The organism is Kitasatospora griseola (assembly GCF_014648555.1).
Lineage (GTDB): Bacteria > Actinomycetota > Actinomycetes > Streptomycetales > Streptomycetaceae > Kitasatospora > Kitasatospora griseola.
On record NZ_BMRI01000008.1, the window covers coordinates 63,023 to 76,962 of the forward strand.

Annotated in this window: 14 protein-coding genes; 12 read left to right on the forward strand and 2 right to left on the reverse strand. The window is 73.6% G+C overall.

The window, feature by feature from the left end:
* Positions 1-549 (reverse strand): alpha-hydroxy acid oxidase (locus IEZ12_RS38305; protein WP_229847476.1); only part of this gene is annotated, 549 nt, incomplete at its 3' end.
* 188 nt (positions 550-737) lie between these two features.
* On the opposite strand from IEZ12_RS38305, the gene IEZ12_RS12685 reads away from it, so the two are divergent.
* The 12 genes from IEZ12_RS12685 to IEZ12_RS12740 all read left to right on the forward strand — a co-directional run bounded on the left by IEZ12_RS12685 (position 738) and on the right by IEZ12_RS12740 (position 12,450).
* Complete coding sequence (locus IEZ12_RS12685; protein WP_229847477.1) at positions 738-2,171, forward strand: class I adenylate-forming enzyme family protein; 1,434 nt, start codon at positions 738-740, stop codon at positions 2,169-2,171.
* 245 nt (positions 2,172-2,416) lie between these two features.
* A complete protein-coding gene (locus tag IEZ12_RS12690) occupies positions 2,417-2,683 on the forward strand; it encodes an acyl carrier protein (RefSeq protein ID WP_043911397.1) in 267 nt (88 codons plus the stop codon).
* Positions 2,683-3,069: a hypothetical protein gene (locus tag IEZ12_RS38310; protein WP_229847478.1), complete on the forward strand. Its 387-nt coding sequence runs from the start codon at positions 2,683-2,685 to the stop codon at positions 3,067-3,069. The genes IEZ12_RS12690 and IEZ12_RS38310 overlap by 1 nt, the downstream gene beginning before the upstream one ends.
* A complete protein-coding gene (locus tag IEZ12_RS12700) occupies positions 3,066-4,169 on the forward strand; it encodes a beta-ketoacyl synthase N-terminal-like domain-containing protein (protein WP_189272140.1) in 1,104 nt (367 codons plus the stop codon). The genes IEZ12_RS38310 and IEZ12_RS12700 overlap by 4 nt, the downstream gene beginning before the upstream one ends.
* Positions 4,166-4,735: a hypothetical protein gene (locus tag IEZ12_RS12705; protein WP_189272141.1), complete on the forward strand. Its 570-nt coding sequence runs from the start codon at positions 4,166-4,168 to the stop codon at positions 4,733-4,735. Before IEZ12_RS12700 ends, IEZ12_RS12705 begins: the two co-directional genes overlap by 4 nt.
* A 55-nt stretch (positions 4,736-4,790) precedes the next feature.
* Positions 4,791-6,422, forward strand: a complete 1,632-nt coding sequence (locus tag IEZ12_RS12710; protein ID WP_189272142.1) for a class I adenylate-forming enzyme family protein — start codon at positions 4,791-4,793, stop codon at positions 6,420-6,422.
* Positions 6,419-7,708 (forward strand): beta-ketoacyl-[acyl-carrier-protein] synthase family protein, encoded by a 1,290-nt coding sequence (locus IEZ12_RS12715; RefSeq protein ID WP_189272143.1) that lies wholly within the window; start codon positions 6,419-6,421, stop codon positions 7,706-7,708. Before IEZ12_RS12710 ends, IEZ12_RS12715 begins: the two co-directional genes overlap by 4 nt.
* On the forward strand, positions 7,705-8,709 hold the full coding sequence (locus IEZ12_RS12720) for a 4-hydroxyphenylpyruvate dioxygenase family protein (RefSeq protein WP_100584778.1): 1,005 nt from the start codon (positions 7,705-7,707) through the stop codon (positions 8,707-8,709). Before IEZ12_RS12715 ends, IEZ12_RS12720 begins: the two co-directional genes overlap by 4 nt.
* An 18-nt stretch (positions 8,710-8,727) precedes the next feature.
* Positions 8,728-9,645: a phytanoyl-CoA dioxygenase family protein gene (locus IEZ12_RS12725; RefSeq protein ID WP_189272144.1), complete on the forward strand. Its 918-nt coding sequence runs from the start codon at positions 8,728-8,730 to the stop codon at positions 9,643-9,645.
* A complete protein-coding gene (locus IEZ12_RS12730) occupies positions 9,642-10,625 on the forward strand; it encodes a thiamine pyrophosphate-dependent dehydrogenase E1 component subunit alpha (RefSeq protein WP_229847479.1) in 984 nt (327 codons plus the stop codon). Before IEZ12_RS12725 ends, IEZ12_RS12730 begins: the two co-directional genes overlap by 4 nt.
* The gene (locus IEZ12_RS12735) at positions 10,622-11,584 is read left to right on the forward strand and encodes an alpha-ketoacid dehydrogenase subunit beta (RefSeq protein ID WP_189272145.1); all 963 of its coding nucleotides are present in this window, start codon (positions 10,622-10,624) and stop codon (positions 11,582-11,584) included. The genes IEZ12_RS12730 and IEZ12_RS12735 overlap by 4 nt, the downstream gene beginning before the upstream one ends.
* 83 nt (positions 11,585-11,667) lie before the next feature.
* Complete coding sequence (locus tag IEZ12_RS12740; protein ID WP_189272146.1) at positions 11,668-12,450, forward strand: DUF3050 domain-containing protein; 783 nt, start codon at positions 11,668-11,670, stop codon at positions 12,448-12,450.
* Positions 12,451-12,520: 70 nt separating this feature from the next.
* On the opposite strand, the gene IEZ12_RS12745 is transcribed toward IEZ12_RS12740, so the two are convergent.
* Positions 12,521-13,702: a globin domain-containing protein gene (locus IEZ12_RS12745; protein WP_189272147.1), complete on the reverse strand. Its 1,182-nt coding sequence runs from the start codon at positions 13,700-13,702 to the stop codon at positions 12,521-12,523.
* Positions 13,703-13,940: the final 238 nt, after the last annotated feature.

The following is a 13,940-nucleotide window of genomic DNA, read 5'->3' on the forward strand; positions in this document are numbered from 1 at the left end:
GTTGGCGGCGGTGAGGTCGGCCGGCAGCGCGAAGGCGTTGCGCAGGTCACGCAGCCGGCGGCCGACCTTGGGCGCGTCCACGGTGAGCACCAGGGCCCGGTAGTCGGCCTGTTCGGCGCGCCGCACCAGCGTGGTGAGCGCTTCCCGGTCGCGCAGCCAGTACAGCTGGAGCCAGCGCGGCGCGCCGGGTGCGGCGGCGGCGATCTGCTCCAGCGTGCGGCTGGCGAAGATGCTGACGATCAGCAGCGCGCCGGCCTCGGCGGCGGCCCGGGCGGTGGCGCACTCCCCGTCGGGGTGGGCGAGTTGGTGGTAGGCCATCGGCGCGACCCCGAACGGGGCGGTCAGCCGGGCGCCGAGCAGCTCGGTGCCGCAGTCGGGCGCCGAGACGTCCACCAGGACGCGCGGGCGCAGCACGTGGTGGCGCCAGGCGTCGAGGTTGGCCCGGCGAGTCCACTCGGTTCCGGCGCTGCCTTCGAAGAAGTCCCAGATCGCCGCAGGCAGCAGGCCCTTCGCCAGCGCGCCGTGCTCCGCCAGAGTGAGCGGAACCATCGTCTCCGAACCTCCTGATGATCCGTCAACCGGTGCGAAAACGAGGGACAGCGTAGGGGTCCGGTCGCCACTGGTATAGACCTTGACCCTTGATGCGCTCCCGTGCAAAGGTCGGCACCGACGGGGGATCCACACTGAAGCATCACAACTTCCGACCCATGCTTCCCATTCGAGCGCGTGGAGTTGCGTTGACGTTGATCCCAACCCCGGTGCGCGGCCGCACGGTTGCCGCGGACTGGGTGGACGAGCAGTTACTCGCCGGACCGGACGGCGAACCGTGCCTGCACTTCGGCGCTCCGGTGAGCAGGGGGACGCTGCGGGCCCTGGTGGCCGAGCGGCAGCGGCAGTTGGCCGCGGCCGGCCTCGGCGAGCAGGGCACAATGGCGCTGCGCATGCCGCCTTCGGCGGAGTTCGTCGCGGTGCTGTTGGCCGCGTGGCGGGCCGGAGCTCGGGCCGTGTTGCTCGACCACCGTCTCACCGCTGCCGAGGTGGACCGTGCCGTGAACCGGCTGCGCCCCCGGGTGCTGGTCGAACTCGCCGACGGGCGTCCGCGGTTCAGGTCGCTCCCGGCTTCCCCGCCGGACCCGGAAGCGGTCGCCGAACCCGCCACGTCCCACCATCACGCGCTGATCCAGCTCAGTTCGGGCTCGACCGGCCCGTCGAAGGTGATCGGGCGGACGGCGGGCGACCTGCTGCGCGAACTCGACTGCTACGCACGGCTGCCGGAGTTCCCGGCCCGGGGCGAGCGCACCGTGCTGCTGTCCTCGACGGTGCACGTGCTCGGCCTGGTCGGCGGGCTGCTGCACGCCCTGCACGCGGGCGTCGAACTGGTGGTGCCGCAGCGGATGACCCCCGCGGGCATCCTCACTGCGGTCGCCGACGGCGCCGCCCCGACCACCGTGATCGGCGTGCCGTTCCACGCGGAGCTGCTGGCCGCGGTGGCCGCGCCGCCCCAACTCCCGCAGCTGCGGCGGATGGTCGTGGCCGGCGAGCTGATCCGCCCCGGGCTTCCCGCCGCGTTCCGCGAACGCTACGGTGTGCCGCTGGGCACCATGTACGGGATGACCGAGACCGGGGTCATCGCCACCGATCTGACGGGCCGCCACCATCCGGCCCTGCATCCCGTGCACGGTATGGAACTGTCGCTGAGCGCGGGCGAGTTGCACATCACCCGCGCGCACTCCCCTTACCTGGGCCCGACCGACCCGACCCGCTGGTCGGACGGCCTGCTGCACACCAGGGACGCCGCACTGCTCGACGCCGGCACCGGACGGGTGACGGTGCTGGGGCGGCGCGACTCACAGATTTCCATCGGCGGCCTCAAGGTCGACCTGAACGAGGTCGAGCAGACCCTGACCGGGCTTCCCGGCGTGGTCGAGGCCGTGGTGGTGTTCGCCGACGGCGCGATCGAGGCGTATGCCGCGACCGCCGACGGTGCCTCCCGCGCACCGTCCGAACGGGACGGCGCGACCGAGCAGTTGCGCGAACTGCTCGGCAGGGAACTGGCGGGCTACAAGCTGCCCCGCCGCCTGCACCTGATGCCGCAGCTCCCCCGGACCGCCACCGGGAAGCTGCTGCGGGACGTCGCCGCCCTGCGCCGACAGGTCGACGCCGCCCGCTGATCCGCCCCACCCTTTTCCCCTTTCCCCCTTCCGCCGCAGTGCGCCCGGCCGGGTGGACGGCTCCAGACGCCGTCCGCCCGTCCGTCGGTGCGCCCTGCCCTGAACCTCTGGACACGGAAACCCCCGGACACCGAGACCCCGCACGAGAGCTCTCGTGCGCCGGAGCCCCGTTGCCCCGCCCGCCCGTCCAGAGACACCCCATGCCCCGAACCCCGGCACCCCGACGCGTTGGAGAGAGCAAGTCCATGCAGGAACAGATCCGCTCGTTCGTCCTGGCCACCTTGGCGGCAATGAACTACGACGTCTCGCAGGTCACTTCGGAGACCGACCTCGGCCCGGCCGGCCTCGACCTGGAGTCGCTCGCCCTGGCCGACCTGGCTGTGCAGGTCGAGGAGGAGTACGGCATCCGCTTCGAGCTGGACGACATGGAGTCCACCGCGCTGATGACCATCGACGAGTTCAGCGCCGAGGTCGCCGGCCGGATCGCCAAGTCCTCGGTGGGCACCGCCTGATGGGTACCACCGACTCCGCAGTGCGGTTCGGCCGGGCCGAGGCGATCGCGATGCTCGCCCGCTACGGCGACCGTTCCCCCGACCAGGTCGACGAGCACCTGGGCTCGCTCGAACTGACCTGGCTGATCGCCGAGGCCGAACAGACCTACGGCGTCCAACTCGACCTCGACGACCACCGGTTGGACGCGATCCGGACGGTGGACGACGCGGTCGCCGCACTCGGCGCCCAGATCGCCGAGCAGCTCGACGCCCCACCCGCCGCACTCGCCGCACCGCCCACCCCCGCACCGGCCGACGCCACCGCCGCCGCCGCCGCGTCCAACGCCGCACCGCCCGCCCCCGCACCGGCCGACGCCCGTACGGAAGCGGGAGTCGCCGCGCCATGACCGCGACCGCTCTCCGGAACGGTCCGCCGCGGCGCACCGTCCTGGTCGGCGGCATCGGTGTCCGCTCGGCCTTCGGCCCGGGCCTCGCGGCACTGCGGGACGGCGCGACGGCCGGACGGCCCGCATTCGTCCCGGTGGACCGCTTCGACACCGCCGGCCACCGCACCGACCGGGCCGCCGTCGCGCCCGGATCGCCGCGCCTGGCCGACCAGTTGGCGGACGTGCTCGCCGAGGCGGGCGCGCTGTCCGGTTCTCCCGGCGACGCCCCCGAGGACCTGCTGCTCGCCCTGCACGGCGATCGGCGGGCCGGACCGGTCGCCGCGGAGGTCGCCGAACGCACCGGGCTGCGGCCCCGGGTGTACACCGGCGCGTGCGTGGCGGCCGCCACGGCCGTCGCCGACGCCGCCGCGCTGATCGCCTCCGGCCGCCGCGAACGCGTGCTGGTCGCCGCCGGCTACCTGGTCGAGCCGGACACCTTCGCGGTGTTCGACGCGGGCCGGGCGCTGGCCGGGGACGGCGCCGTCCGCCCGTTCAGCCTGGGCCGGCAGGGCATGCTGCTCGGCGACGCCGTGGTGGCGGTGGTCCTGGAGTCGGTGCCGTCGCTGCGCCGACGCGGCGGGCTGAACCCGCTGGCCAGGATCGCCGGTTGGGCCCGCACCGGGGACGCCCACCACGTCTGCCGGCCGCACCCGGACGGCACCGGCCTGGCGCGGGCGGTGCACCACGCCCTCGCCCGGGCGGGCGCCGGGCCCGAGGCGATCGGCTACGTCAACGCCAACGGCGCGGGCTCGAAGCTCGGCGACCTCGCCGAGGCCGCCGCCCTGCGGACCGTGTTCCCGTCCGGCACGCCGCCGGTCAGCTCCACCAAGTCCGTGCACGGCCACGCCCTGGAGGCCTCCGCACTGCTCGAACTCGCCGTCACCGTGGGCGTGTTGCAATCCGGGACGCTGCCCGTCAACGCCGGGTGGCAACACCCGGACCCGGGCTGTCCGCTCGACCTGGTACTCGACCGTCCCCGCCCGGCCGTCCCCGGTCTGGCCCTCACCCTGAACTCCGCGTTCGGCGGCGCGAACACCGCACTTCTGGTGGCCGCCGCATGACCGCCACCGCCGCCGAGGGCACGCCGCTGCCCGCCCCGGTGGAGCCTGCCGTCCCCGCGCCGCTCGGCCCCCGGGAGCTGACCGGTCCGCTGCGGGTGCTGGCGTCCGCCGCCTGGCCCGAGCGTCCGGACGACCGGCTCCCGGCCATCGCCGGGTTCGTGGAGTCCGCCTTCAATCCGCTGGTCGCCGAGACCGCCGACCGCTGTCTGCGCCGCCACTACGGGCCGCCGCCCGCGCTCGACCCGCCGCGCACCGCCCTGCTGCTGGCCAGCCCGACCGGCGACACCGGCACGGCGGACGCCCTCGCCGGGGCCACCGCCACCGGCCGGCGCGTCCCGCCCCTGCTGTTCTTCCAGTCCAACCCGAACGCCGTCCTCGGCCACCTCGCCGCCCGCTGGCAGCTCGACGGCCCGGTCGTGGCGCTCGGCCCCGGCTTCGACAGCGAAACCGAACTCCACGACCGGGCCCGCCTGTTGATCGAGGACGGCGACGCCGATCAGGTGCTGCTGATCACCGCCGTCCAGGGCCCGCCCGACCACGCCACCGCCGTCCTGCTCGCCCCCTGACGCACCCCGGGGTTCGAGCCCGCCGACGTCCCGCACCACGAGAAGAACGGGATCCATGAGCCTCCGCACCCTGCGCGCCGTGCTGTCCGAGGACAGTTCCGTCGGCGCCGGCAACGTCCTGACCACCCGGGTCGAACAGGGACTCGGCCTCGACTCGCCGACCCTGACCTTCGACACCCCCGTCGACGGCCACCCCGCCAACACTTCTCTGACGCTCCGTCAACTCGACCTGGCGGTACGGAAGCGGGCGGCCGCCCTGCACGCGCTCGGGGTGCGCCGACGCGATCCGGTGGCGGTGCAGGCCTCCGCGGCGGCCGACCAGGTGCTGGCCTTCCTCGCGCTGACCCGACTCGGCGCCGTCCCGGCACTGCTCAACCCGGCGCTGGACGTGGACACTTCGGCCCGATACCTGCGCCGGCTGAACGCGGTCGGGCTGCTCGCGGACGCCGAGCACGCCAAGGCCCTGGCGGGCCACGACCTGGGCACCGCCCTGCTCGCCGACACCGCCGAACTCGCCGACGGCGACCCGCGGTCCGCGCCCGCGCCGTACCGGCACTGGCCCACCGACCCGGTCGCCATCACCCACTCCTCGGGGACCACCGGCCTGCCCAAGGCCGTGCTGCACTCGCACCAGAGCCTGTACGCGGCGATCCGCCACCGGCTGCTGCTGCCCCGCCCGCAGGGCATCGACCGGGTGCTGAGCGCGCTGCCCGCCGCCCACGCGGCCACCCTGATCGCGGTCAACCTGGCGCTCAGCTTCGACGCCCAACTCCACCTGCTGTCGGGCCAGTCGGGCCCGATGGTGCTGGACGCCGTCGAACGCTGGCAGCCGGTCGGCGTGTACGGCTTCGCCACCACCTGGGCAGACCTGGCCCGGCACGACCTGTCCGCCCGCGACCTGTCCTCGGTCGGTCTGTGGTGGAACACCGGCGACTGCGCGCACGAGACCCACATCCGCCGCCTGGTCGCCCAGGGTTCGCGCGAGACCGTCACCCGCGAGGGCCGGGTCCGCACCGCCGGCTCGGTGTTCATCGACGGCCTCGGCTCCTCCGAGATGGGCCACTCGCACTTCTTCATCACCCACACCGCGGACTCCGACCGCTACGGCCGCTGCGTGGGCCGCCCGCACGCGTTCGTCGACTGCGCGATCCTCGACCCGGACGGCAACGAGCTCGGCCCGGGCCGGGTCGGCGAACTCGGCACCCGCTCCCCCACCCTCGCGGTCGGCTACTGGAACGACTCCGTCACCACCCACCGCACCCGGCTGCGCGACTACTTCCTCACCGGCGACCTGATGTACCGCGACGAGGACGGCTACTACTACCACGTGGACCGCGCCGTCGACACCGTCGACCTCGGCGAGGGCCGCCTCCTGCACACCGCCGCCGCCGAGGAACGCGTCCTGGTCGCCTGCCCGGACGTGCTCGACTGCACGGTGGTGGCGTTCCGCGACGGCGACCGGGTCGTCACGGACGTCCTGCTGCAACTCGCCCCGTCCACCGGCGTCGGCGGCGACATGGCCGACGACCGCACCGCCCGGGTGCTGGCCGCGCTGGAGCCGCACGTCGCCGACACCGTGCGCGCGGTGCTCGCCGTGCCGGACGAGCAGATCCCGGTCGGCCCGACCGGCAAGGTCCGCAAGGGCCTGCTGCGGCAGCAGCACCTGGCCGCGGCGGGCGCCCGGTGAACGCGCCCGCCGCGCAGATCACCGGCATCGGCTGGGTGACGCCGCTCGGCCGCGGCGTCCCGGAGGTGTTCCGCGCCCTCGCCGAGGGGCGCTCCGGGCTGGCCGCCCCGGCCGCGGACCACCCGGCGGCGGGCTGGCTGCGAGCCGCCGGCATCGCCCCGCCCGTGCCCGCCGGCGAGGTGCTGCCGCCCACCGAGACCCGCTGCGCCGACCGCTTCCTGCTGCTGGCCCTGGCCGCCGCGAACGACGCCCTGGATGACGCCGAACTGACGATCCGTCAGGACTGCGACCCGGAGCGGGCCGCGGTGGTGCTGGCCACCGGCGGCGGCGGGCTGGAGAGCTACGAGCAGCAGGCCGCGGGGCGGCGCGAGCGCGGCCGGGCCGCCGTCAGCCCGTACCTGCTGCCGGGCATGCTGTCCAACATGCCGGCGGCCCGGATCGCCATCACGCACGGCATCCGCGGCTACAGCTCGACCGTGCTCACCGCCTGCGCAGCCGGCGCGCAGGCCCTCGCCGAGGGCCTGCGGCTGATCCGGGGCGGCGAGGCGGACGTGGTGGTGTGCGGCGGCGCGGAGGCCCCACTGCACCCGACCATCGCCGCCGCGTTCGACAACTCGCGCGCCCTCGCCGCCGGTTGGGACGACCCGACGCAGGCATCCCGGCCGTTCGACGCCCGCCGCAACGGGTTCGTACTGGGCGAGGGCAGCGCCGTCCTGGTGTTGGAACGCGCCGAGCACGCGGCCGCCCGCGGCGCCTCGGCGTACGCGGAGCTGTCCGGCTGGGGCGCGGCCACCGACGCCCACCACCCGACCATGCCGCGCCCCGACGGGGCCGGCGCGGCCAGTGCGATGCGCGCTGCGCTGCGCTCGGCGGGGCTGGACGCGTCGGCGGTGGACTACGTCAACGCCCATGGCACGGGCACCAAGTTGGGCGACCGGGCGGAAGTCCTGGCGCTGCGGGAGGTGTTCGGCGCGGCCGACCCGCTGGTCAGCTCCACCAAGGGCGCGACGGGCCATCTGCTGGGCGCGGCCGGGGCGGTGGAGGCGGCGGTGTCCGCACTGGCCGTCGCCGAAGGCCTGCTGCCGCCCACGCTGAACCTCGAACAACCCGACGCCGACTGCGAGTTGCGGCACATCAGTGGCTCTGCGGTACGCCGTCCGGTGCGTCACACCCTGTCCAACTCGTTCGCGTTCGGCGGGCACAACCTGAGCCTGGTGTTCGGCCCGCCGAGCATCGCGGCCAAGCAACTCGGCGTCTCGGCCGGGCACTTCGGAGGGGACTCATGACCGTGGCGGGCATCGCCTATCTCGAACTGTACGCGGAGGACGCCCACAAGTACGCCGCGCAACTGCGCGACGACTGGGGCTTCACGCTGAGCAGCCCGGCCCGCAACTCGCCCGGAACGGTGCAGGTGTTGGCCCATCAGGGCTCGATCCGGCTGCTGGTGACCTCGGCGGTGGACGCCGAGCACCAGGTGACGGAGTGGGTGCGGCGGCACGGCGACGGCGTGGCCGTGATAGCGCTGCGGCACACCGACGGGGTGGCGGCGGCCGTGGCGGCCGAGCGGGCGCTGAACGCGGGCGGCGGCTGCCTGGACGGGGCGGGCACGGTCTCCGGTTTCGGCGACCTGGCGGTGCGCTTCGCCGACGCGCAGGATCTCCTTCCGGACGGTGAACTCCCGGGCCCGGGAGGCCTGTTGTCGCTGGACCACGTGGCGATCGTGGTGCCGGGCGGGCAGTTGGACGCCTCGGTGGAGTGGGCGGTGCGCGGCCTGGGCTTCCGGGAGATCTTCCGCGAGTACATCGAGGTCGGCGCGCAGGCGATGGACTCCCGGGTGGTGCAGAGCCCGTGCGGCTCCGTCACGTTCACCCTGCTGGAGCCGGACACGTCGCGGTCGGCCGGTCAGATCGACGGCTTCCTGGAGGCGCACGGCGGTGCGGGCGTCCAGCACGTGGCCTTCAGCACGGCCTCGATCACCGCGTCGGTACGGGAGTTGAGCGACCGCGGGGTGGCGTTCCTGAGCACACCGGGCGCCTACTACCGGGCGCTGGAGGCGCGGCTCGGCCCGACCGGCATCCCGGTGGCCGACCTGCGCGACACCAACGTGCTGGTGGACCGCGACCACGGCGGCGAGCTGTTCCAGATCTTCGCGCGCTCCACCCACCCGCGCCGCACCTTCTTCCTGGAGCTGGTGGAGCGGCGCGGCGCCGGCTCGTTCGGCACCGCCAACATCAAGGCCCTGTACGAGGCGGTGGAGCGCGAGCGCGCCGTCACCGCGGACCACTGACCGAAGGAGATCCCTCACGTGGCCACCACCACCGAGCCGTTCGAGCTGTCGGAGCAGGAGTCGGCGCTGCTGCCGACCGCCGAGGAGGTGCTGGAGTACGCGGAGCGCGGCTGGTACCTGTCGCGGCGGCTGTTCAGCGACCAGGAGCTGGACGTGCTGCAGGCCGCCACCGAGCGCTACTACGCGGGCGAGCGGGACCGTGAACTACCCTCCCGTCCACCGCACTTGGCGTCCTGGACGCCGGCCGACGGGCCGGTGCAGCGGCACAACGACTACGTGCACTACGAGCATGCGGAGATCGGCCGCATCCTGCGCAAGCCGCTGCTGGGCGCGGTCGCGGCGCGCCTGGCGCAGGCGGAGGAGATCCGGGTGTTCCAGGCGACGCTGATCTACAAGCCGCCGGTGCCGGGCGAGCCGAGCAATGTGGTGCCGTGGCACTTCGACAAGCACTACTGGCAGACGTCCACCTCGCAGCGGATGCTGACGGCGTTCCTGCCGTTCCACGACTGCACGGAGGAGATGGGCACCATCACCATGGTGGACGGCAGCCACCGCTGGGAGGAGCGCCCGGGCGGCGACGACTCGACCCGGCACTTCGCCGCCCGGGACCGCGCCGAGCTCGACCGACTCCTCCACGAGAACGCCGATTTCAACGGTGCCGAGGTGCGCACGGTGCCGGTGGAGATCCCGCGCGGGCACGTCTCCTTCCACCACTGCCGGACCTATCACGGCTCCGGCCCGAACCGGTCCGCCCAGCCGCGCCGGGCGGTCTCGCTGCACCTGCAGGACGGTTCGAACCGCTACCGCTCGTTCCTGAAGTCGGACGGCTCGCCGGTGGTGTACAACCACGACGCGGTGGTGCGGCGCACGGCGGACGGCCGGCCGGACTACGCGGACCCGGAGTTCTGCCCGGTGCTGTGGCGGTCGGGCCGGTGAGCCTGCCGCACCTGGCCGACCGGGCCGGACGGTACCGGGCGATGCGGCTGATCCGCTCGTTCGAGGAGCTGGCGCTGGAGTGGGTGCGTTCGGGCCTGATCGTCGGCGGCACCCATCCGTACATCGGCCAGGAAGCGGTGGCGGTCGGCGTGTGCGCGGCGCTGACGGCGGACGACCAGTTGACGTCCACTCACCGGGGCCACGGACACGTGCTCGCCAAGGGCGCCGACCCGGGCCGGCTGCTGGCCGAACTGGCGGGCCGGGTCGACGGGTTGAACCGGGGCCGGGGCGGGTCGATGCACGCTGCGGACTTCTCGCTGGGCATCCTCGGCGCGAACGGCATCGTCGGCGCGGGCGCGCCGATCGCGGTCGGCGCGGCCTGGGCGGCGCAGCGGCAGGGCCGGCCCCGGGTGGTGGCCTCGTTCTTCGGTGACGGCGCGCTCAACCAGGGGGTGCTGCTGGAGGCGTTGAACCTGGCGTCGATCTGGCGGGCCCCGGTGCTGTTCGTGTGCGAGAACAACGGCTACGCGACGACGCTGCCGGCCGGTGCGGCGGTGGGCGGTTCGGCGTGCGGCCGGGCGGAGGCGTTCGGCATTCCGGCGGAGACGGTGGACGGCATGGACGTGGAGGCGGTCCGGGCGGCGGCGCAGCGGCTGGCGGAGCGGGCACGGGCGGGCGGCGGCCCGGGGTTCCTGGAGTGCCTGACGTACCGTTTCGAGGCGCACCACACCATGGAGCGCCGGTTCCGTCTCTCCTACCGCACCCCGCAGGAGGTCGCGGCCTGGCGCGAGCGCGATCCGCTCGTCTCCGCCGCCGCGGCCCTGCCGCCTGCCGAGGTCGCCTCGATCGACGCCGATGTCTCACAACTCCTTTCCTTGGCCGCCGAGTTCGCGCTAGCTTCTGCGGAACCGGATCCGGCGACGGCCGACGATCACCTGTACGCGAGCGGGCTGCGGCCCCGGTCGGGAGCGGCACTGTGACCCTGCTGTCGTACGCGAAGGCGATGAACCGGGCGCTGGCGGACGCATTGGCGGCCGACCCGGCGGTGTGCGTGTTCGGCGAGGACGTGGGCGCGGGCCTGGCCGGGTTGACGCTGGGCCTGCAGCAGCGCTTCGGCGCCGAGCGGGTGGTGGACACGCCGTTGTCGGAGCAGGCGTTCACCTCGGCGGGCATCGGCGCGGCGCTGGCCGGGATGCGCCCGGTGATCGAGTTGCAGATCCCGTCGCTGCTGTTCCTGGTCTTCGAGCAACTCGCCAATCAGGCCCACAAGTTCTCGCTGATGACGGGCGGCCAGGCGCGGGTCCCGCTGACCGTGGTGGTGCCGGGTTCGGGCTCCCGCAGCGGCTGGGCGGGCCAGCACTCGGACCATCCGTACGCCCTGTTCGCGCACGTCGGCATCAAGACGCTCGTCCCGGCGACGCCCACCGACGCGTACGGGCTGCTGAGTTCGGCGATCGCGGACGACGACCCGGTGGTGCTGTTCGCCCCTGCGGGCGCCCTCGGCGTCCGCGAGGACGTGACGGTGCCGTTGGCGCCGGTGCCGCTGGGCGTGGCCCGGACGCATCGGCCGGGCACCGACGTGACGGTGCTCTCCGTCGGGCACCTGGTGTATCAAGCCCTCGCGGTGGCTGAGGAGTTGGCGGACGAGGTGTCGGTGGAGGTGCTCGATCCGCGCACCCTGTACCCGCTGGATCGGGCCGCGCTGCTCGCCTCCCTGGGGCGCACCGGGCGGCTGGTGGTGCTGGACGACTCCAACCGCTTCGCCGGGTTCGCCGCCGAGGCGCTGGCGATCGCCGGCGAGGAAGGCCGACTGCTCGCCCCGCCGCGCCGGGTGACCCGACCGGACGGCGCGGTGCTGCCGTTCGCCCTCGGCCTGGACCGCGCCCTCCAGCCGGACGCCGCCCAACTCCGGGACGCGATCCGTGCCGTCATGAAGTGACCGGCGGCCGACCGACAGCCGTCCCGTAACACCTCTGCGCACCCTTAGCCCCACCTTCACCACATCACCCGAGGAGAGCAGCCATGAGCGACCGCTACCACTGGGACCGCAGCCACCCCGGCCTGACCGCCCTGCGCGAGTCGATCGAGGAGGTCCGCCGCGAGGTGGTCTCCCACCCGATGTACCTCTCGCTGGACAGCCTGGAGAAGGTGCGGACCTTCCAGCAGACCCACGTGTTCGCCGTCTGGGACTTCATGTCCCTGCTCAAGTGCCTTCAGCGGCAGCTTACTTGCGTGACCCTGCCGTGGCTGCCGGACGGTCCGACGGCGAGTCGCCGGCTGATCAACGAGATCGTGCTGGTCGAGGAGAGCGACGAGCTCGGCGAGGGCTACATCAGCCACTTCGAGCTGTACCTGGACGGCATGGCGAGAGCGGGCGCCGACACGGGCCCGGTCGAGGCCTTCCTGGCGGCGATCCGTTCCGGCCGGTCGGTGGCGGAGGCCGCGAAGCTGGCCGACATCCCGCAGGCGGCGGCCGAGTTCACGGCCGTCACGTTCGGGATCATCGAGGACGCGCCGGTGCACTGCCAGGCCGCGGCGTTCGCGTTCGGCCGGGAGGACCTGATCCCGGAGATGTTCGAGCAGGTGGTCCGGATCGACGATTCGGCGGGGCGGCTCGGCGTCTTCAAGGACTACCTGGCCCGGCACATCGAGGTGGACGGCGAGCAGCACACCCCGATGGCGATGCAGATGCTGATCGACCTGTGCGGCGACGACACCGGGCGCTGGGAGGAGTGCGCGGCGACGGTCCGCACCGCGCTGCGGGCCAGGGTCGCGCTGTGGGACGCGATCACCGCCTCGCTGTGACCGACGGGCCCGGCCCCGGCGCGGACACCTCCGCGCCGGGGCCGGGCCCGGAAAGCCGTGGTGCGACAGGTCAGTTCTGGCCGAGCCACATGTCGGGGCCGAAGACCTCGTAGTGGATGTCGGCGGCCGGCACGCCGGCCTCCAGCAGCTGGGTGCGCACGGCGCGCATGAACGGCAGCGGGCCGCACAGGTAGGCGACGGCGTCGGCGGGCACGGCCAGGCCGGTCAGGTCGACCCGGCCGGTGCGCTCGGCGGGCCGCTCGCTCTCGGGGCGCTCGTACCAGACGTGGGCCTCGGCGTTCGGGAGCTTCTCCGCCAGGCGGGCGAGATCCTCGCGGAAGGCGTGGGTGGACTCCTGCTGGTCGCCGTGCACGGCGATCACCTTGCGGGTGGCGCCGGTCTCGGCGAGGTGCTCCAGCATGCCGATGATCGGGGTGCAGCCGATGCCGGCGGAGGCCAGCACCAGCGGGCGGTCCTCGTCGACCAGCTGCACATCGCCGAACGGGGCGCTGACCAGCAGGGTGTCGCCCTGGTCGACGTGCTGGTGCAGGTGGGTGGAGACCTCACCGGCCGGGTCGCCGGCGACCCGCTTGACGGTGATCTGCAGGCCGCCGTCGGGCCGACCGGACAGGCTGTACTGGCGGATCTGCCGCGCGCCGTCCGGGAGTTCGACCTGCACCGAGACGTACTGGCCGGGCTTGTGCGCCGGGACGGGGCCGCCGTCGGCCGGGTGCAGCAGGAAGGTCGCCACGTCGGCGGTCTCGGCCGTGCGGGAGACCACGGTGTAGGGGCGGCGCTCGCCGTGGGTGCCGCTCTCCTCGTACAGGCGGGCCTCAAGGGCGATCAGCGCGTTGGCCATCAGCCAGTACACCTCTTCCCAGGCCTCGGCGACCTCGGGGGTGACGGCCTCGCCGAGCACCTCGACGATGGCGGCGAACAGGTTGTCGTGCACCACCTGGTACTGCGGGCCGGTGACGCCCAGCGAGGCGTGCTTGTGGGCGATGCGGGCGAGCATGGCGTCCGGTCGCTGGTCGGGATTGTTCACCAGGGCGGTCGCGAAGGCGGCTATCGAGCCGGCCAGCGCCGACTTCTGGCTGCCGTCGGCCTGGTTGCCCCGGTTGAACAGGTCACGCAGCAGCTCGGGGTGAGCAGCGAAAAGCCGGTTGTAGAACGAGCCGGTGATCTCCTCGATGGCCGCCCCGACCACGGGCAGGGTGGCACGCACGGTCTGCGCGGACTTCTCGGACAGCATCCGAAGCTCCAAACTCGCATCTGAGATGCGCATTTTAGGGTGTGGGAATACCTGCGGAATACCTTGTGGTGACTGCTCGACTGCGGACTATCGGGTACTGACGACCTGCGGATGGAAAGCGCTTTCCGAGCACGCCGGGACGAGCCCCGGACAACCCCGAACCGCACCCGCCCGAACCGGGCCGGGCTATCCGCGCCCGGGCAGTCCGAGCAGGACCGGACCGGTCGGCGGACCGACC

Excerpts from the sequence above, each read along its gene's own strand:
- IEZ12_RS12690 (WP_043911397.1), top strand. The coding sequence starts at position 2,417 with ATGCAGGAACAGATCCGCTCGTTCGTCCTGGCCACCTTGGCGGCAATG.
- IEZ12_RS38310 (WP_229847478.1), top strand. The coding sequence starts at position 2,683 with ATGGGTACCACCGACTCCGCAGTGCGGTTCGGCCGGGCCGAGGCGATC.
- IEZ12_RS12700 (WP_189272140.1), top strand. The coding sequence starts at position 3,066 with ATGACCGCGACCGCTCTCCGGAACGGTCCGCCGCGGCGCACCGTCCTG.
- IEZ12_RS12705 (WP_189272141.1), top strand. The coding sequence starts at position 4,166 with ATGACCGCCACCGCCGCCGAGGGCACGCCGCTGCCCGCCCCGGTGGAG.
- IEZ12_RS12710 (WP_189272142.1), top strand. The coding sequence starts at position 4,791 with ATGAGCCTCCGCACCCTGCGCGCCGTGCTGTCCGAGGACAGTTCCGTC.
- IEZ12_RS12720 (WP_100584778.1), top strand. The coding sequence starts at position 7,705 with ATGACCGTGGCGGGCATCGCCTATCTCGAACTGTACGCGGAGGACGCC.
- IEZ12_RS12740 (WP_189272146.1), top strand. The coding sequence starts at position 11,668 with ATGAGCGACCGCTACCACTGGGACCGCAGCCACCCCGGCCTGACCGCC.
- IEZ12_RS12745 (WP_189272147.1), bottom strand. The coding sequence starts at position 13,702 with ATGCTGTCCGAGAAGTCCGCGCAGACCGTGCGTGCCACCCTGCCCGTG.